The organism is Colwellia sp. MB02u-6, assembly GCF_014077095.1.
Taxonomy (GTDB): Bacteria; Pseudomonadota; Gammaproteobacteria; order Enterobacterales; family Alteromonadaceae; genus Cognaticolwellia.
In genome coordinates this window covers 300,331-318,909 of sequence record NZ_JACGVG010000038.1, presented here as the reverse complement: position 1 = coordinate 318,909, position 18,579 = coordinate 300,331, and the positions used below count along the sequence as shown (strand labels likewise).

Genomic DNA, 18,579 nt, shown 5'->3' with positions numbered 1-18,579 from the left:
TCAAAAAGCTCTTTAAACTACCGGTAAATAAGGTGAATATTTAATTAACTGCGCAAAACACCTTATCACTTTAAAAGCTTTTGTTGTACTGCAAGGCCAACAGCAAGGCGTTACCTTCTGAGCTAAAGCTCCAGTCTTTGTTCCCCACAAATGCACTGAGTGATTCGGGTAATTGACCTAATAAAGCATCTTCTTCAGTGACCACAACATTATCGCCATTAATATATGAAAGACCAAAGTCTACGCTGTCAGTGCTACTTAACTGATATGTAGCGCCAGCGCTGTACCATAATCGGTCACTATCAGGTATTGAAATTGAACGATAGTCTTCAGCAGCAGATTGGTCAAACGCAACACCAACTCTTAACGCAAGTACTGGATTAACATCATAGGTTGCGCCTATAGCAAAGCGATAGCTATCTTCAAAATTCTCTTGCTTTTCAAACGCTAGTTCATTGGCGGCATACGCTTCAAGTTTTTCAAAACTCGACCATTGCGTATACATAATGCTGTAATGTGTCGCCCATTGCGGTGTAACTTGATGAAAACCTGAAAACTCTGTCACTGCTGGCATATCTACCGATAAGCTAGCAGCGGTTTCCGGCACTGTAAGTCCAGAAAATTCGCCATCAAATGCAAGCTCTAATTTACTACGATAAGAAAGCGCAAATCGGTGATTTTCATTGATTTCATAAACAACACCGGCATTCCAACCATAACCAAAATCATCACCTGCCATGTTAACAATTTCAGTGCTGCTTGATACTGGTGCAACAAGGGTACCAACGCCAGGAATGGTAACCCCGTCTTTTAACACGCTACCTGCATGCCTAATTAATTCAGCCTCACCATAGACTAGGTTCATACCTAAACCTAGACTAAGCTGTGCATTGACACGGTATGAGCCACTGATATTAGCGTTGACCGTTTTCAGGTCGGTTTTACCACCAATCGAGCCAGCAGCATAATCGTTGTCGTACTCACTTTTAAGGCCAAAATTTGAATTAATGCCAATACCATAAGCAAAAGTATCATTGACCGGGTTAATAAAATACATGGCTGGAATAATAGCGGTTGGTACCACACCCTCTTGGTCAAGTGGACTAACATCGTAGTCTGCGCCAAGCATATCGGGTGCATCCATACCTTTGATATTAACACCGGGATCGATGTACGTGGCCGCTGATGAAAAAGAGGTTTTGTCGAATAAAGCCATAGCTGCTGGGTTTCGCGCTAAAACAGCTGCGTCGTCGGCGATCACTGAATCACCAGCAAATGCACGACCTAAGCCAGAAGCACTGGTTTCGTTTAACTGAAAAGAAGCTGAATAGCTGTTAAACGTTGCCAATGTGATGGCAGCAGCAAGTATTGATTTTTGTAATATCATGTTAGTTCTCGGAAAATATGGGGAATAAAATATTTATCGTGTTGTAATGAATGGATTAAACACTGCAGATTTGACTAGTAATAATACCCTAAAAAACGTATTTAGCTTGTTAAGAAGTGTAACACAGTATCAAAAAAATATTTTTAATACTGTGTTTTCAATATTACAGTAAAAGCATAAATAACAGCACTATAATCTCAGAGTTGAACCACTAGTGCAGTGTTATGTTGTACTTAGAATGCTTTAAAAGTAACTGTTTTTCATTGATTAAAATTTCTCTGTATTGCTTATATTAATGATTACCGAGTGAACTCTCTGAAACATAAATTAATTTAAGAAAATCTTTTTTTTGTTTAAACGATAAGAAGTGACGTAATCTAATAGATTCCACTACCTAGTTAAGAGATAACAATTTTAATTGGAGATCGAAAATGACAAAACGTGAAAAATATTCAAAAGAATTCAAACTTGATGCTATCGCTTTAATTGTTGAGCAAAACTATAGCCAGGCAGAAGCATCAAGAAACTTAGGAGTTAATCCTAATGTGCGGGGTCGTTGGCTCAAAGAGGCTGACAATGAGGATGATCAAGCTTTTCGTAGCATATATCCATCGTCCACCGCTAAGAGGCTGGCCCCTTCCGTTCCCCCCCAGTGTTTTCTATGCTAGGTGAAATGTAGACCAATATTTTACGCCATTGCCGGCAGATAAAATGAAATCGGCTTCGGCCAAGTTAATGCTAGCAGGGTCAAAGCTGGGGTTTCCCTGTTAAACAATGCGGGTATTGAAAATTTTCGGGTAAATATAGGGTAACAACTGGCTTTGATGACCTGTCTCACTAACTGCCTCGCAACACTCATCAAGGACTAGTCAACTTATTAGTATTTTAGAGTGGCTAGGTTACTCAAGTTTATTAAGGCTTGGCATTAGCAAGAAAATTTTCAGCATCATCAACAGTCAAGGGGGTGCTATATAGATACCCCTGTATAATATCGCATTCCATACTTTGCAAAATAGAACGTTGCATCTCCGTTTCAACACATTCTGCCACGATCACCATGTCCAGACTTTTCCCCAGCATGATGATAGACCGAACTATCCCCTCGTTAGTTGCACTTAACCCCAGTCCCTTGATAAAGCTTCCATCTATTTTAAGCGTTCCTATGGGCAAATCCTTCAAATAACTCATACAGGAATAGCCTGTTCCAAAATCATCAATAGATATTTTGATACCAATATTTTGCAAAGTTCGCAATACTGACACAGCGGTCACCCTTGAATTGATAAAGGTATTTTCTGTTAATTCAATTTCAAGGTATCTTGGCGCCAAACCGCTGTCAGAGAGAATTGATTGGATTTTTTTTAGACAATCTGGGTGCATAATAAATGAGGCTGATAAATTCACCGCTACTGTTACCGGTAAAAGCCCAGCTCTTTGCCAACTTTTATTTTGCTTACACGCTTGAGCTACTATCCACAAAGTTAGCTCATACATAAGCCCTACTTCTTCTATAACAGGCAAAAATTCATCAGGAGGTACAAATCTACCGTCAAGGTTCCACCTTATCAAGGCTTCAAATCCAACAATACACTCACTGTTAACCGCCACTTGCGGCTGATAAACTAAAAAGAAATCCTTATTCTCTAAAGCCGTATGCACCTGCATTTCCATTGTTAAGCGTTGTACTGAGTCGTTAAGCATACTCCGTTCAAAATATTCATACTTCCCAGGCCCTTTTGCTTTAGCTTTGTACATACTAATATCTGCATGCTTGAGTAAGCTAAGACTGTCTTTGCCATCTTTTGGAAATAAGGCAATACCAATACTAGTGGAAACATGTAACAAGTGATCTTTCACCATCATTGGCCGCTCTAGCTCTACAATAATTTTTTCAATGATATGCTCTACATCTGAAGCTTGTCCAACATTCTCAATAAGGATAACAAATTCATCTCCACCCCAACGGCTTATAGAGTCAGATTTACGCATGGTGTTAGATAGCTTAGCGGCTACCTGCATTAGAAGCTCATCGCCTACATGATGTCCAAGACTGTCATTAATAATTTTAAATCTATCTAGGTCAAGAAACAACAAAGCCATTTCAGATTTGTTTCTCTGTGCAGCATGAATACCATGTGAAAGCCTTTCCATAAGTAAATGTCGGTTGGGTAACTCAGTCAATTCATCATAGTTGGCACGTTGAAATAATTGTGTTTCATGGGTCTCTATTGTGTCTAACATAGTGTTAACACCTAGAATAAGATCACCAATTTCATCATCACGATTACTATTAAGTCGCTTGTGGTATCTTTTGTTTTCAGCAACGTAACCGACCAAGGTAATTAACTCTCGTATGGGTGCTGTCAGTCTTTTTTGCAACTGCCAATTCAGTATAAAAGCCATGATAATACTGCTAAGAAGAACCAAACTTAAGATTAATAAGTAGTTTTTTTTATGAATGATTGAAGAGTTGAGACTAGCTGATAAGACAATGACGCCAAGATAATCATCACCCATCATTATTGATTGTGACACATAAATATTATCATTTTTAAAAAATGGCTTGTCTGTATAATCCTCAACCGTTAAATCAACTTGCTCTCCCAGACTCTTATACTGAGCAAATAATTGCCTATCCGCGTTATAAATTTGCACATAACGAATCGCTTTATGTTCTTTAAGGGACGTGAGCAAACTTTTTACGGCTTCATGGTCATTAAAGACTAATCCAGAACGACTCGTCGATGCTAGTAAGCTGATTTTGCTGTTCATCATATCTATTAGGTTATTTTTATAATCGGCAATGAAATTCGTATATAACAGCGCAGACATGATCAATAATGGAAGAATATTAACTCCCATCACAGCGAGAAGTTGTTTATAAAAGAAATTGACTCTTTTTTTTTGTAGAATAGCCATTATTTAATACTTGCTAATTTCAATAATTCAGAACTAACAACAACATTTAGTGAATTGATTTTTTTCAGATCAATCTCAAAACGTAGTTTACTTTTTTCGATGTAAAAAACCACCGCAATACCAGGAAAATTAATACTAGCCGAATCAGCTACGATGACTGTATTGTCTAACTTTCTAGTGATTTTCTTACCTCCCTCACTAACGAATAGCAATTCACATCCACTTGCTGTCTCTGCCGGCAATATCTCCAATTTTTGTTGCAATTCCCCAACTCTCCGACCAGCAACTAATTGTTCCAGGAACTTAAAGAAATCAGATGAGTTATCTACACAAATCCTGATCGAAGGAGATGGTTCGTCATCCCCTAAATTTGGCCATTTAATAAATTTAGTAAAATTATACAAATAGGAAGCTTTAAGTTTATTTTCTTTACTTAGTGAATTTTCCGCATTAACCGTATTACAGACTAAGAGACTGAATAAACTTATCAGAAATGCCCAATGCATTGTTTTAAATAATGGGTTAAACCGCACGAAAAATGGCATATTGAAATCACATCACTTTTGAAATCGAAATAGCACTTTGCCATTTTTCCTTTGGCTGTGGTCCATTCAAGTTTTGATAAACAGGCTTACCTATTTCTATACTAAATAGAAAGTCTGGGGGCAGTTGCCATAAAAAGCCTATTCGGACATTAATTTTCTTACCGCCATAGAGATCTGGGTTGGTAATTCCGGCTGGATATGAAAATGGAGAGTTAACTAACAAAGAATCATCCTGGCCATAAATAGGCTGACTGTACTTAACGTTCAGACTCGCAAAAGTTTGTATTGTTGGAGATAGCTCCATTCTATAACCACCATTTAGACTGTAGTTGTTACCTAACCGGTAATTTCGATCATTGGTACCTGTTCGTATATTGACAGATAGGTCAACATTAAAATCGTATACACCGCCATTTTGATAACTAAATTCAAGCGGAAAATCATAGGTGCCAGAGCCCAGTTGCATAGTGTAAGGAAGTTGCTGTTCCCCTGGCTCTCTTGGCGTATCGCCCGTTACATCAATCGCCCCTGTTGGTAGGCTTAAACCAAACGAAAAACGCCAGAATCCTTGGTTGGCATTAGAGGCGAACCATTTATAACTGGCTAAAACCAATGTGTCACCAACTCCATTGGATTTGAGGGTAAAAGATTCATAATTACTCACAATACTAAGGTGATCGGTGCTTTGTTGAATATAAGGCACCGATATGCGCCCATGCCAATGAGGACTAAATTGGTACCCCAAAGAAAAAATTTGGGCTTTTTGTGTAATAAGGGTAGGTAAAACAGGGAAGTTTTTAGTGGTTCGCGGTTCGCTCGGTCCATTCCAAAGAACGTCATCAAAACTTAAAGTTTTGGTGCCATCAAGATATCCTTCAAATTCCACGGATTTGAATTGATAGGTCAATGACCATGGTGAGGTTAAATCATTATATAGTTTACCGTCATAAATACTTTGATTAAAAAGCTGCTGCATAGTCATTTCGGCAAATTCAGACGGCGTATTTTGTGCGATAGATGGAAGGCATGAGAATAAAATTAACACTGGCAGTATTATTGATATGATTAAATGTTTCATTTTTATTACCTCGATTAGGTTAATATTTAACTAGTAACCGCCGATACAAACCATAACTTATTTCTATTAACTATAACTCTGTTTATCTTTTTAATAAGATTAATTTCACTTAAATGAGGAATGAGCTGTTTGGTTTGTTCTTCATCAAGGTGATTAAACGAGCCACCCTTCTCAGGGATAAGTTTATGCTCCGCTATAAAGTCCTTAATATGGCGAGATATTGTACTTTCGTGAACAAGTACATGAGCTATTATGACAACAGTCCAACCTTTGCATATAATAAAACGGCTTTTATACGTTCACGTTCATAACCATCACGAACTTTACTGTGTTGTAATGCTAAGGCTATTTTTAATTTTGGTGTAAGTTTGATATTCATTGGTTACTAGCCTGATCATCTTTTAGCGTAAAATCAAGCATCTTCATTGATCACAGGTATAGGAGTATGGAAGGGTTTATCTACTTTGTTCTTAAACCCTGGATATGAACTTTTAAGCTATTACTGATCAAGGAGTTCGTCACCCCAAACCGCAAATTCAATGTCACTTTTTTGACAAGCTTTAAATATGTTTGAGCAAGTGTTGCTAATATTATCCAATATGATGGTGGTAGGTTTAACTTTACGTCGCCGCTAATGAAAATATTCCACTGGTTTTATGTTATCTAAGCTGGCACTGTTCTGCTCGAGGTAATTTGAGCTACAACCCATTAGTGAACAGAGAACTGGGAATATAGTGTTCCCTATTGTAGGGTTAATCATTCAGATACCTGCCTTGTTAATTCATACCTGTTTAAAGGCATAAACAACCGTCGATTTATTTATCAGATGTCGGCAGTATCTTAGGTAAGATTAGTAAAAGCTTAAGCTAGACGTTAATAACCTGGTGGTAGGTTATTGCAACTGATAAATAGCAAAGCTTAACGGGGCTATTTTATCATCGCCTTGGCTAGCGGCTGATAAATAAAGCCGCTTCGCATGCTTATCGTTATAAATAGCGCTATTAAGTACCTTAAGTGCTTTAACCTGATCGGCGGTATTAAAAACAATCAGTAAAGTTTGCTCTTTTTCTTGTTCATTTAACGAAAAGGTATGTGAGCGCGTAATAGCAAAAATACCGGGTTTGCCTTGCGCGTATACCGTACTTTGTTTGCCAAAACGTAACGCCGGGTATTGCTGGTATAACTCGGCATACTGAGCAAAGTTTTGATAAAACAAGTGGCTGGTATCAAAATTATCATCTGCGGTGGTATGATTGCTTGCCAATAAATCATCATCATTATAACTAACCACTTGAGATGGCATCATGTCTTGGCGTGAGGCTTGATCACCACCATCGCCAACAAAACCTTGCTCATCACCATAATAAATAACCGGCACACCACGACTAAAATACAACAGGGCGTGGGCTAACAAATTTCGTTGAATTTGCTCTGCTTCGCTATAGTTATAGTCACTTTCTTTTAAGGTATAAGCAAAGCGCCCCATGTCGTGATTACCAGTAAAGTTAACCAGTTGGTTTGCATTAGTATTTTCAATATCCTGATGCGACGTTTGGTATAAATAATCTTGAGCAAATAATTTAGCGAGCACATCAGTGCCTTTTTGCTCAACCAAGGTTTGTTGAAGTGCACCTTGTAGCGCAAAATCTAAAACTGATTGCAGCTTTCCCTCTACAGTAAAAGGGCTTAGCAGCTCAGGCTCAAAGCTATAGACCTCGCCATACATAAAGAAGTTATCAATACCTTGTGTTTTAGCATGCGCTATCAAGGCAGGTGAAAACGTTTGCCAAAAAGCCATATTAACGTGTTTTACTGTATCAATACGAAAGCCGTCAGGTTTAAACTCATCAATAATGGCGGTGTAAATATCAATCATACCTTTAACCACTTGCTCACTATTGGTATCAACATCATCAAGACCAGCAAAGTCACCACGAATGGCGCTTTCACCCACCCAATGAGAATCACCTTGATTATGGTAAACATCAACACTATTTAGCCATGCCGGTGTTTTCAGGTTTTCACTACCTGTTGGAATAAAGGGTGTATAGGTATCACCTTGTGCAAGTTGTGCTAGTGACTTAAACGGGCAGTTTTTATCTTTAAGCAGCCAAGTTAAGCCATCACTGCTGTGACATTCTTTATACTTAATAACATCAGCTGTGTGGTTGGTAATAATATCGAAAAATACTTTAATATTGCGCTCGTGGGCTTTATCAATAAAGTTTTTTAATGCTGCATTCGTGCCTAAATGTGGGTCTATCTCACTAAAATCTACAATCCAATAACCGTGATAACCTGAACTGCCGTTTTGCACCGCTTGATTGCGTAATACCGGTGTTAACCAAATAGCACTTATGCCCATATTATCAAGATAAGGTAATTTCTCTGTCAGCCCGGCTAAATCACCACCGTGATACATACCTTTATTTTTTTTATCAAAGCCACCACGTGATATAGCACGTTTGGTATCATTTGCTGCCGCGCCTAAATCATTACTTTTATCGCCATTATAAAATCGGTCTGGTAAGACAAAGTAAAAAATTTCATCCTGAAAGTCTCGTTGTTGATAGGGCGCTAATTTAACCGCTTTTGCCGTAAAGTTTTCACTGACTTCGCCAGCATATAGTTTGACATTAACTACTAAGGTTAGCGCGCATAAACTGCAAAGGGATAACAATTTTCTCATCATTTATATTCTCTATATCACGTTATAAGGAAGCATAAAAACAGCCAAAAGCGGGTAAAATCACTTTACTATCAAGCGTTTTACCGTCAACCGTTTTGCCCTTAATAACCTGAACGGTTGTTAAATTATGATCGCTTAGCGCTAAGAGTTCATCGTTGAATAAATCAAGTGAGAACGCTTGAGTTTGATCACTAAAATTAAAACACACTAAGAGTTTTTCAACGCTATCTTGTCGGATAAAAGCCAGTATCGGCTCTGGCGAATCAACAAAAGCAATATCACCATAAAGCAAGGCACTGTGTTGTTTTCGCCACTGGGTAAAATGACGATAACTATTGAGCACTGAGTCTGCTGAACCGTCTTGTAAATTCACCGATTTTTCTTGATGTTCAACCGCCACAGGTAACCAAGGCTTAGCTTGGCTAAAACCGGCATTAATTTCATCATGTTGCCATGGATGCGGCGTACGACAACCATCGCGGCCTTTAAATTGCGGCCAAAAAGTAATACCGTAAGGGTCTTGAATATCTTCAAAAGCAATGTCAGCTTCAGTTAAACCAAGCTCTTCCCCTTGAAAACTACAGACACTCCCGCGTAAAGAGGAAATCATGGCGAATAGCATTTTAGCTAAATCAGCATTTTGCGCTGCATTTTGACTCTTCCCCCAACGACTGATCACCCGTTGTACGTCGTGATTTGAAATCGCCCAACAAGGCCAACCATCAGACACACGTTCTTCAAGCGTTTGTACAACTTGCTTAATGTAAGTCGCGGAAAATTCATCAGTCAGTAAATCAAAACTGTAGCCCATATGTAATCTATGATCACCTTGGGTATATTCTGCCATGGTTTTTAATGAGTCTTCTGAAGATATTTCACCTAAAGTGACGGTCCCAGGATATTGATCTAATAAGGTTCGAATAGATTCAATAAAAACTAAGTTTTCATCTTGGGTGTTATTAAAATAATGATATTGATAAGCATAAGGATTTTTTTCATCAAAACCGATACTTTGTCTTAATGCTTTTGGTTTAGCCGGATTGTCACGCAGTTGAGCATCATGAAAACAGAAGTTTATCGCATCTAGCCTAAAACCATCCACACCGCGCTTTAACCAAAATTCAACATTATCAAGCACAGCTTTTCGCACTTGTGGCTGATGAAAATTAAGATCTGGTTGGCTAGTTAAAAAGTTATGCAAATAATATTGCTGACGACGAGGTTCCCATGTCCAACCGCTACCACCAAAAATAGATAACCAATTATTAGGCGCGGTACCGTCTTCTTTAGCATCAGCCCAAACATACCAGTCAGATTTATCATTGCTTTGGTCTTCACGGCTATCAATAAACCATTGATGCTGATCTGATGTATGGCTCAACACTTGATCTATCATGATTTTAATATTGCGTTCATGTGCTTTAGCAATTAATTCATCAAAATCGGCTAAAGTACCAAAAATAGCATCGACATCACGATAATCGCTAATATCATAGCCAAAGTCTTTCATGGGTGATTTAAAAAATGGCGAGATCCAAATAGCATCAACGCCTAAACTAGCAATGTAATCTAACTTACTGATTATGCCAGGCAGATCACCGATACCATCTTGATTGCTATCATAGAAGCTGCGCGGATAAATTTGATAAATTACGGCACCACGCCACCACATTTGTTCACTCATTATAAAACTCCACGCTGTATTTTGAATTCATTTAAGACACTAAAACTAGGGTTATTACTTGCTCTTGAATTCTCTCTTTATTATTACAGCATAAGAATACGCAATTCATTTGGTGGGGAATAGCCTTTGCATACGTATGCATTGATTTTCCTTAATTTTGCATACGTATGTAGTAGCTTGTGGGGGGAATATTTCCCATGACTTATACCCGACCTGCTCGATATAAAGTGATCAGCTAAGACTTACGAGCTAAACCTTACGAGTTGTAAATATAGCCGATATAACACCATGTCTTTGCCTATTAACCTAATTATGACTAATAACATAATATAACTAACACAAGCTTGCATACGTATTCAAAGTGCTGTGTTAGCTTGAGTCAGGTTATTATCCTGGTCATTAGATAAAAAATTCAATTCAATAAAGGGCTTTATCTTGCGTTCACTTTTACTGATAAAAAGTACTTGTCTGTTTGTACTCTTATTCGCGCTCCAAACCATGGCCAGCGAAAAAAATAGCTACCTAAACCATCAACTAAAAAATCAGAGCTTAGTGATCACCACAACACTAGGACCCTTGACCTTAAGTGCCTATAGCGACTATGCGATTGAAGCACATTATCAATATAAAAATAAACGCAATAATGCCGCATTTTTACCTTCATATGCCATTAAAGAACAGGCCCTAAAGCAAAAAATTTTGGTCAGCGAAAATCCCCAGCAACTGATACTCTCTGCTGGAAAACTTAACGCAGTCATTAATAAATCGCCTTTTAGCATTAGCTATTATCAAGGCGAAAAATTGTTAGTTTCAGAAGAAGCCGGATTTTTTCTCAGTACAGCGGCAGAAAATAATCAAGCGTATAACGTGCAAGGCTTTCGTTTTAAGTTAAGTGCAAACGAAAAACTCTTAGGTGGTGGTGAACGGGTATTAGGTATGGACAGGCGTGGTCATCGTATGCCGTTATATAATCGCGCACATTACGGTTATGAAACCCAATCAAACCAAATGAATTTCAGTTTACCTGCCGTATTCTCGAGTAATAAATACATTTTGTTATTTGATAACTCAGCAAAAGGTTGGATGGATTTAGGCAAGTCAGAACAAAACATTATGCAATTTGAAGCGGTATCAGGTCGCATGTCTTATCTGGTTTTTGCTGGCAAGACTTACCCTGAACTGATCAATAATTATGTTGATGTTACCGGTAAGCAACCTATGCCACCACGCTGGGCGCTAGGTAACTATGCCTCGCGTTTTGGCTATCGCACTGAACAAGAAGTACGAGATACGGTTAATAAATTTATCGACTTAGACTTTCCTCTTGATGCGTTAATACTCGATTTATACTGGTTTGGTAAAGACATTCAAGGCCACATGGGTAACTTAGCATGGGATAAAGCCGCCTTTCCCACCCCAACAAAAATGATCAGTGACATTAAAGCGCAAGGCGTGAACACCATACTAATCACCGAGCCGTTTGTACTGACCAGCTCGAAAAAATGGGCTGATGCCGAAAAAAGTCAGGCTTTAGCTAAAAACACTAACGGTAACGCCAAGCGTTTTGACTTTTACTTTGGCAATACCGGCTTAGTTGATGTCTTTAGCGATAAAGGCAAAACCTGGTTCAATCGCATATATAAAACTTTATATCAGCAAGGTGTAACGGGTTGGTGGGGTGATTTAGGTGAGCCAGAGGTTCACCCTAGTGACATTTTACATACCTTAAGCGACGGTAACGTGGTCAATGGCGATGCTATTCATAATGTTTATGGTCATCAGTGGGCTAAAATGGTTTTTGAAAACCAGCTAAGCTTAGCACCCAACGAGCGGCCATTTATTTTGATGCGTTCAGGTTTTGCCGGTTCACAACGCTATGGCATGATCCCATGGACTGGTGATGTAAGTCGCGCTTGGGGCGGATTAAAACCCCAAGTAGAGCTTAGCCTACAAATGGGTGTGTTAGGCATGGCTTATACCCATTCAGATTTAGGCGGCTTTGCCGGCGGTGAAACTTTTAATAAAGAGCTGTATATTCGCTGGTTACAATACGGCGTATTTCAACCGATTTATCGTCCACATGCACAAGATAATATAGCGCCCGAAGTCGTATTTCATGATAAAGAAACCCAAGATATTTTGCGAAAATTTATCAAACTCAGATATAACTTACTGCCTTACAATTACACCTTAGCCTATCAAAATAGCACCACGGGTATGCCCTTAATGCGCCCGCTATTTTTTGCTAATGAGCTTAATGAAACGACTGTATATGAGCTTGATGGCGCGCTTAAAGATAAGTCTGAAAATGAGCTTAAAAATCAGAGAAGCCTAAGCTTAATGGACAATGCGAGCAGTTATTTTTGGGGCGATGCTTTTTTAGTAACACCCATTGTAGATGCTGGCGTAAAATCAGTATCAATACTTTTACCCAAAGGCGTTTGGTTTGATTACTTCACCGAGAAAAAGTATCAAGGCGAGCAAACCATTTCTTTAGCCACTAACCTAGACACCCTGCCTGTATTGGTTCGCGCGGGTGCGTTTATTCCCATGATTGACGATATTCAATCAACCCAAGATTACGATAGCAGCCAGCTAACGCTACATTATTACGCCGATGATTCAGTTAAGCGCAGTGCAGGAGAAATGTATGAAGATGATGGTAAAAGCTTGCAATCATTATCAAAAAATCAGTATGAAATATTACACTTTAGCGCCAAGCAAAATAATCTCAACAAGCATGACTCAGGTGAAAAAAATATCGTATTTTCCTTTAATCACACCGGTGAAGGTTACCCCAACATGCCAGAAAACAGGCAAATTTCATTAATCATTCATCATTGGCTTACTATGCCTAAAAACATCACGCTTGCAGATGAAAAATTGAAAATAGGCCCTAATACAGCCGAGTCTGAGGTTTATTGGCATAAAACAGCAAAGACACTAACAGTGAAATTTAATTGGCAACACCAACCATTAACGCTCAGTATAGATAATTAAGTAAAATGCACCGAAATTGTAAAGTTAAGACGCAAGATACCGCTTTATTATACCGCTGAATACGTATGTAGGAGATAGCTGTTCAGCGTTATTATGAGTATATTTAGATTATTAAACTCGCTAAAATCATTAATTATAAGAGTCCGCTACATGACCACAACTGATGCCGATACTAATAAAAGTATCAATGAAAGTATAAATAAAAACACCTCTACCGCTCATCAAAAACCCCGCCTTAATTTTTGGCAAATATGGAACGTAAGTTTTGGTTTTTTAGGCGTGCAGTTTGGCTTTGCTTTACAAAATGCCAATGCCAGCCGAATACTTTCAGACTTAGGGGCTGATCTACACTCTTTATCCTTATTTTGGTTAGTCGCGCCCATTATGGGATTGTTAATTCAACCCATAGTAGGCGCCGCATCAGACAAAACTTGGAATCGTCTAGGTCGACGTAACCCTTACATTTTAGCCGGCGGATTTGCGGCGGCTATTGGCATGCTATTAATGCCAAATTCAGCGACCTTAGCTAGCTTTATTACGCCCTTATTTTTTGGCGCTATGATGCTAGCCTTAATGGATGCGTCGTTCAATTTAGCCTTTCAGCCGTTCCGCGCTTTGGTATCTGACATGGTGCCCGCTGAGCAGCGTAATATTGGCTATTCAATCCAATCTTTTTTAATTAATATTGGTGCAGTTTTTGGCTCCATACTGCCCTTCGTGCTGACTAATGTTGTTGGCCTAGAAAACACCGCTAGCAGCGCAGGGTCAGTTGCCCCTTCCGTTATTTGGGCCTTTTATATTGGCGCCTCAGTCATGCTAGGCTCAGTATTGTGGACAGTATTTAGAACCAAAGAATATGCCCCAGGCACTCATGGCTTAGCCCCATTAGAACAAAGCGATACTGAGCAGACTCTTAGCAATAAATTGGCTGAATTTTTTGGCCTAATGAAAACCATGCCCAGTACCATGAAACAATTAGCCTTGGTGCAATTTTTTTCTTGGTTTGCATTATTTATTATGTGGGTTTATACCATGCCAGCTATCGCTCAGCATATTTGGGGTATTGAGGCTAAATGGTTTGACCCAGATTATTTAGCCTCTATCGGTACCATACCTGCACATATTGCTAACGCAAAAGGCAGCGCTGGAGATTGGGTGGGCATCATTTTCGCTGCTTACTCTTTTTTTGCCGCGATAGCCTCATTATTTATGGCTAAAGTAGCCAGTAAAATTGGTCGTAAGCTAACATACTCTGTCTCGTTACTTGCCGGTGGTATTGGTTACTTAAGTATTATACTGATGCAAAATCCTGAGTTAATCATGGTCAACTTGGGTATTACTCAAATTGAAGTGCCACAAGGCGCAGTAGACTTATTCTTACCTATGGTAGGTATTGGTATTGCTTGGGCGGCAATATTAGCCATGCCATACGCCATTTTAGCGGGCTCATTACCCGTGAAACAAACAGGCGTTTATATGGGAATATTTAACTTCACCATTGCTGCGCCGCAAATTGTTTCAGGTATTTTTGCTGGCTGGATATTAACCGCCGTTTTTGATAACCAAGCGGTTTACATTATAATGATGGCGGGTGTCTCAATGATATTAGCGGCTCTGTCGGTCTATTTTGTCAAAGACGGTACCGAGGATAAAATAGCAAGCCAAAATGCTGACTAACAATTTAAGCGCCGCGTTACGGATATTAACTATTAGGCTTTGTGCTAATAGTTAATATCCAGTAGTTACTAGTTAATAGCCAGAGGATTTTCTAATCACTAATTCTGGCGTTATTAAGGTCGTTGAAGTCTCTTTACCATTAATTGAGTCAAGCAAGGTGTTTACTAATAGCTCACCGGCTATTTGAGTATCTTGCTTAACCGTTGTTAAAGGAGGAAAGGTAAAGCTAGCAATAGCAATATCATCAAAGCCAACAACAGCCACTTGCTCAGGTATGTTGATATCACGTTCTTTGAGTGCTCTCATCGCGCCAATGGCAATTAAATCGCTAGCCGCACAAATTGCATCAAATTCTTGCCCACTTGCTATCAATTCACAAGCCGCCTTGTAACCTGCCTCTTCCGTGTAAAAGGCATTAAACTGCATGTTAGTGTTCACTACTAAGCTATTATCTTCTAGTGCTTGGCAATGGCCTTTATAGCGATCGAAAAATTCAGGCGCATGACTAGAGGCACTGCCTAAAAAGGCAAAGTGTTTTCTCCCTTGCTTAATCACGTGCTCAGTAATTTCTTTGCCGCCAAGAAAATTATCACAACCTATAGAGACGACAGGTAAATTTTTGACTTCTGCACCCCAGCGCACAAAGTGTGTTCCTTGTTCACTCAATTTAATTAACTTTTCTTCATAATCGACGTAATCGCCATAGCCCAATAATATCAGGCCGTCTGCTTTATTACTGTCTTCAAAATCTGCGTGCCAGTCATTACTCGCTTGTTGAAAAGAGACTAATAAATCATAACCTTTATGTGCGCAAGCTCTCGTTATGCTACCTAACATAGAAAGGAAAAAGGGATTAATCGCTGAATTGTCATTGGTGGGGTCTTCAAATAATAACAAGGCAATAGTGTCACAATGCTGTGAGCGTAAGTTGCTGGCATTTTTATCTACTTTGTAATTTAATGCTGTAGCAATAGCCTGAATTTTTTGTCGAGTATCGGCATTAACTAAAGGACTATTGCGTAGTGCTCTAGAGACTGTTGACTGAGAAACACCTGCTTGGTAGGCGATATCAAAAGAAGTAGCTTTTTCTTTCACTTGGATAATCTCTAAAAAAATATGTTTAAAAAACAATGTCTTTAAAGGTGTATTTAAAAACGAAGATAATGAGAATATACCTGAGCAAGTAACAGAAGTATATAGTGTATGTAGCGCGCAAACGTCATAACCAGATCATTATAAATTCTGCCTATGATTGATAATAATATCCCTGTAAAAATGTTAATATCATTGGAAGGATTATGGCCTTTCTCGATAACATTGATACTAATAAAACAAAAAAAGCTCATCAGACAATTATTGATTTACTTGAGCCTGTAACAGATTTTGTTACAGGCTCATTAACTTATACAGACGATATTGCTTCAATAGTAAAAATAACATCTTTGATGATACCGCAGCGCTAATGGATGCTAAATAAATTCTCTATGGCGTTTTGTACACAAAGCAGCATAAAAGAATAACAATTTTTGTCACCATTAAAAGTCGATACAAGCATCAATTAAGCATAATTTAGCTAGGTAAAAGGTCGTTCATCATAAAACTACTAATGCTAATTTGTCTGCATTACTGACATTGCAGTTAAAAATCTTGCCATATATTTTTTTTGAATTATCTATTAGCGTAAACGATGTAATGCCCTTTTATATGGAAGTCAGTATGATTTTTCGAGGTGTGTTACAAGGCGTCTTAGTAACACACCCTAATATACATGTGATTTAGCATTACTAGTTTCTAATGCCTTGAAAGTACTGAAAATTAATGTTAATTTAATGTTACTTTTGGCGAGTGTGATGCTTAAACGCATACATACATACATATATAAGCTGTTATGCAGAAAATTAAGATTTGGCAATAGTCGCCAACTTTACTAAAACGAGATAAATCATGATAAAAAAGTTAGCTTTCCTTTCTTTATTCCTTATTCCACCAGTATTCGCTCAGACTACTCTAGTAGATAAGCTTAAAATCGAACAACAAGTTAAAAGCTTTATGGCTAAGGAAAATATTCCGGCAATAGCTGTTGGCATTATTCAACAAGGAAAAGTTGTGTTTACATCTGGACTAGGTGTAAGAGATAGAGAAACTAAGCAAGTAATAAACTCCAAAACGTTATTTCAAATTGGCTCTCAGTCGAAAGTATTAACCAGTATTATTACATTGGAGCTCATTGATAAGGGGGAGCTTAAGCTAACTGACCGTGTTATTGACCTTTTACCCGATGCTTTCCCAAAAAACTCTCTGTCAAAGTTTGAATCATTAACGATTGAACATTTATTGACACATCGTTCTGGTTTACCAAATTATCCCAAAAACGTCACTAGGATTGATGGTGATGCATTTTTAGGTGGTTATGATGAACAAATGCTATTAAGTGCATTAAAAGTGATGAAATTAAGCTTTAAAGTGAATGAAAAATGGGACTATTCAAACTTTAATTACGCCCTACTTGGATATGTCTTGAGCAAAGTGACAAATAAAAATTATGCTCAATTAGTTAAATATTATATTTCTGATAAATATGAGCTTCCAAACACACTGGTAAATTTATCTGAAAGCCAAAAGAACACTCAACAAGCTTTTCCTTACAGAAAAGATGATCGCCAAGTTCTGACTAAGCCATGGGATATGGGATTGTTAACGCCACATGGCGGTGTTTACTCAAGCATTGATGATATGGCTCATCTTATGGTGTTACAAATGAAGGCATACTCGTTATTTAGTAAAAGTGGAGAGAACTCACCGCTCGTTTCAACTCAAATAAAATATGATACTAAATTTACTCAGGGTGGTGAGAAATACCCTGGATTAAGCTATGGCCTTGGAATGTTTGAAGCAAGTAATCAGTTTCCTCTGTTTTCTGAAACAGTATTGTTTCACGGTGGCGATTTAGATGGTTATGGCTGTGAGTATTTATTTTCTCCAGAATATGGTGTTGGAGTAGTTATGTTAACTTCAAGTGGTGGAGGTAAGTTTGTCAACTTTGGCAGACAAATGATGAGAGAATTATTAGAGATAAGCGTTAAATAATAAAAGATTAACATTGAAAATAATTGTCTAAATAACCTCAAATATTTTCTAGCATAACGAGTTAAATGAAAAGAAGTATTTACGTTTACTTTTTACATAACAAGGTATTACAGTAAGACAAATAACAGTTGGCTGTTTGCTCCTGCGTCGCTTATTTTAGCCAACATAGTATTTGCCTATTAATGAGGCGTTAGTGCACATGGAGTTTGTATGTTCTCAAAAGTTTCAGTAAAAATTATCATAATCTCATGTTTAGTTTCTTTAGGTGGTTGCTCAACAACTAAGCCAACGAATGTTGCATGTGATTTTGTTGTCGGTGCAGGTGATAATGCAATCGAAAGACATGAGAATAAAAACAAGAGTGGCACTCACGGAAACAAGGTTAAAAACAATCAAAATTCAGATACTCTTGAAGGCATTTTAAATATTTTTGGTGGCATGCTTACACGAAGCTTAAACAATGACTCAAGTAAGAAGTGCACATAAGCAATTCAACCGGACTAAAAACAGTGG

At 38.3% G+C, this 18,579-nt stretch carries 13 protein-coding genes and 1 pseudogene; 6 read left to right on the top strand and 8 right to left on the bottom strand.

Features of this window, described 5'->3' with window-relative positions:
• Positions 1-70 precede the first annotated feature (70 nt).
• Entirely contained in the window at positions 71-1,387 is a 1,317-nt protein-coding gene (locus H4J46_RS16305; RefSeq protein ID WP_182234671.1) for an outer membrane protein transport protein, read from the bottom strand.
• Positions 1,388-1,818: 431 nt separating this feature from the next.
• On the opposite strand from H4J46_RS16305, the pseudogene H4J46_RS16300 reads away from it, so the two are divergent.
• Positions 1,819-1,986 (top strand): annotated as a pseudogene (locus tag H4J46_RS16300) (transposase); the annotation flags it as partial.
• A gap of 313 nt (positions 1,987-2,299) precedes the next feature.
• Here the strand turns inward: H4J46_RS16300 and H4J46_RS16295 are convergent.
• From H4J46_RS16295 to H4J46_RS16275, 6 genes are all read right to left on the bottom strand, one after another.
• Positions 2,300-4,306: an EAL domain-containing protein gene (locus tag H4J46_RS16295; protein WP_182234667.1), complete on the bottom strand. Its 2,007-nt coding sequence runs from the start codon at positions 4,304-4,306 to the stop codon at positions 2,300-2,302.
• The gene (locus H4J46_RS16290) at positions 4,306-4,851 is read right to left on the bottom strand and encodes a YfiR family protein (protein WP_259365915.1); all 546 of its coding nucleotides are present in this window, start codon (positions 4,849-4,851) and stop codon (positions 4,306-4,308) included. Before H4J46_RS16290 ends, H4J46_RS16295 begins: the two co-directional genes overlap by 1 nt.
• Positions 4,852-4,858: 7 nt before the next feature.
• Positions 4,859-5,929, bottom strand: coding sequence for a transporter (locus tag H4J46_RS16285; RefSeq protein ID WP_259365914.1), 1,071 nt, complete (start codon positions 5,927-5,929; stop codon positions 4,859-4,861).
• A 250-nt stretch (positions 5,930-6,179) separates the two neighbouring features.
• A complete protein-coding gene (locus H4J46_RS17425; RefSeq protein ID WP_259365913.1) occupies positions 6,180-6,308 on the bottom strand; it encodes a hypothetical protein in 129 nt (42 codons plus the stop codon).
• Between the two features lie 513 nt (positions 6,309-6,821).
• Positions 6,822-8,621, bottom strand: a complete 1,800-nt coding sequence (locus H4J46_RS16280; RefSeq protein ID WP_182234665.1) for an alpha-amylase family glycosyl hydrolase — start codon at positions 8,619-8,621, stop codon at positions 6,822-6,824.
• A gap of 19 nt (positions 8,622-8,640) precedes the next feature.
• Entirely contained in the window at positions 8,641-10,302 is a 1,662-nt protein-coding gene (locus H4J46_RS16275) for an alpha-glucosidase family protein (RefSeq protein ID WP_182234663.1), read from the bottom strand.
• 498 nt (positions 10,303-10,800) lie between these two features.
• On the opposite strand from H4J46_RS16275, the gene H4J46_RS16270 reads away from it, so the two are divergent.
• On the top strand, positions 10,801-13,302 hold the full coding sequence (locus H4J46_RS16270) for a TIM-barrel domain-containing protein (RefSeq protein ID WP_182234661.1): 2,502 nt from the start codon (positions 10,801-10,803) through the stop codon (positions 13,300-13,302).
• Positions 13,303-13,452: 150 nt separating this feature from the next.
• Positions 13,453-14,979 (top strand): MFS transporter, encoded by a 1,527-nt coding sequence (locus tag H4J46_RS16265; RefSeq protein WP_182234659.1) that lies wholly within the window; start codon positions 13,453-13,455, stop codon positions 14,977-14,979.
• A gap of 72 nt (positions 14,980-15,051) precedes the next feature.
• Here H4J46_RS16265 and H4J46_RS16260 read toward each other — a convergent pair whose 3' ends face one another.
• Positions 15,052-16,074 carry a LacI family DNA-binding transcriptional regulator gene (locus tag H4J46_RS16260; protein WP_182234657.1) on the bottom strand — a complete coding sequence of 341 codons (1,023 nt, stop codon included), beginning with the start codon at positions 16,072-16,074 and terminating at the stop codon, positions 15,052-15,054.
• A 203-nt stretch (positions 16,075-16,277) separates the two neighbouring features.
• Between H4J46_RS16260 and H4J46_RS16255 the strand changes: the two genes are divergently transcribed.
• The 3 genes from H4J46_RS16255 (at position 16,278) to H4J46_RS16245 (ending at position 18,552) form a co-directional block, all read left to right on the top strand.
• A complete protein-coding gene (locus H4J46_RS16255) occupies positions 16,278-16,442 on the top strand; it encodes a hypothetical protein (RefSeq protein WP_182234655.1) in 165 nt (54 codons plus the stop codon).
• Between the two features lie 481 nt (positions 16,443-16,923).
• Positions 16,924-18,066 carry a serine hydrolase gene (locus tag H4J46_RS16250; RefSeq protein ID WP_182234653.1) on the top strand — a complete coding sequence of 381 codons (1,143 nt, stop codon included), beginning with the start codon at positions 16,924-16,926 and terminating at the stop codon, positions 18,064-18,066.
• Between the two features lie 210 nt (positions 18,067-18,276).
• Positions 18,277-18,552 (top strand): hypothetical protein, encoded by a 276-nt coding sequence (locus H4J46_RS16245; protein WP_182198101.1) that lies wholly within the window; start codon positions 18,277-18,279, stop codon positions 18,550-18,552.
• The last annotated feature ends 27 nt before the right edge of the window (positions 18,553-18,579 follow it).

What these genes read in the sequence shown, in the direction of transcription:
- H4J46_RS16305 (WP_182234671.1), bottom strand. Translation starts at nt 1,387, where the DNA reads ATGATATTACAAAAATCAATACTTGCTGCTGCCATCACATTGGCAACG.
- H4J46_RS16295 (WP_182234667.1), bottom strand. Translation starts at nt 4,306, where the DNA reads ATGGCTATTCTACAAAAAAAAAGAGTCAATTTCTTTTATAAACAACTT.
- H4J46_RS16290 (WP_259365915.1), bottom strand. Translation starts at nt 4,851, where the DNA reads ATGCCATTTTTCGTGCGGTTTAACCCATTATTTAAAACAATGCATTGG.
- H4J46_RS16285 (WP_259365914.1), bottom strand. Translation starts at nt 5,929, where the DNA reads ATGAAACATTTAATCATATCAATAATACTGCCAGTGTTAATTTTATTC.
- H4J46_RS17425 (WP_259365913.1), bottom strand. Translation starts at nt 6,308, where the DNA reads ATGAATATCAAACTTACACCAAAATTAAAAATAGCCTTAGCATTACAA.
- H4J46_RS16280 (WP_182234665.1), bottom strand. Translation starts at nt 8,621, where the DNA reads ATGATGAGAAAATTGTTATCCCTTTGCAGTTTATGCGCGCTAACCTTA.
- H4J46_RS16275 (WP_182234663.1), bottom strand. Translation starts at nt 10,302, where the DNA reads ATGAGTGAACAAATGTGGTGGCGTGGTGCCGTAATTTATCAAATTTAT.
- H4J46_RS16270 (WP_182234661.1), top strand. Translation starts at nt 10,801, where the DNA reads ATGGCCAGCGAAAAAAATAGCTACCTAAACCATCAACTAAAAAATCAG.
- H4J46_RS16265 (WP_182234659.1), top strand. Translation starts at nt 13,453, where the DNA reads ATGACCACAACTGATGCCGATACTAATAAAAGTATCAATGAAAGTATA.
- H4J46_RS16255 (WP_182234655.1), top strand. Translation starts at nt 16,278, where the DNA reads ATGGCCTTTCTCGATAACATTGATACTAATAAAACAAAAAAAGCTCAT.
- H4J46_RS16250 (WP_182234653.1), top strand. Translation starts at nt 16,924, where the DNA reads ATGATAAAAAAGTTAGCTTTCCTTTCTTTATTCCTTATTCCACCAGTA.
- H4J46_RS16245 (WP_182198101.1), top strand. Translation starts at nt 18,277, where the DNA reads ATGTTCTCAAAAGTTTCAGTAAAAATTATCATAATCTCATGTTTAGTT.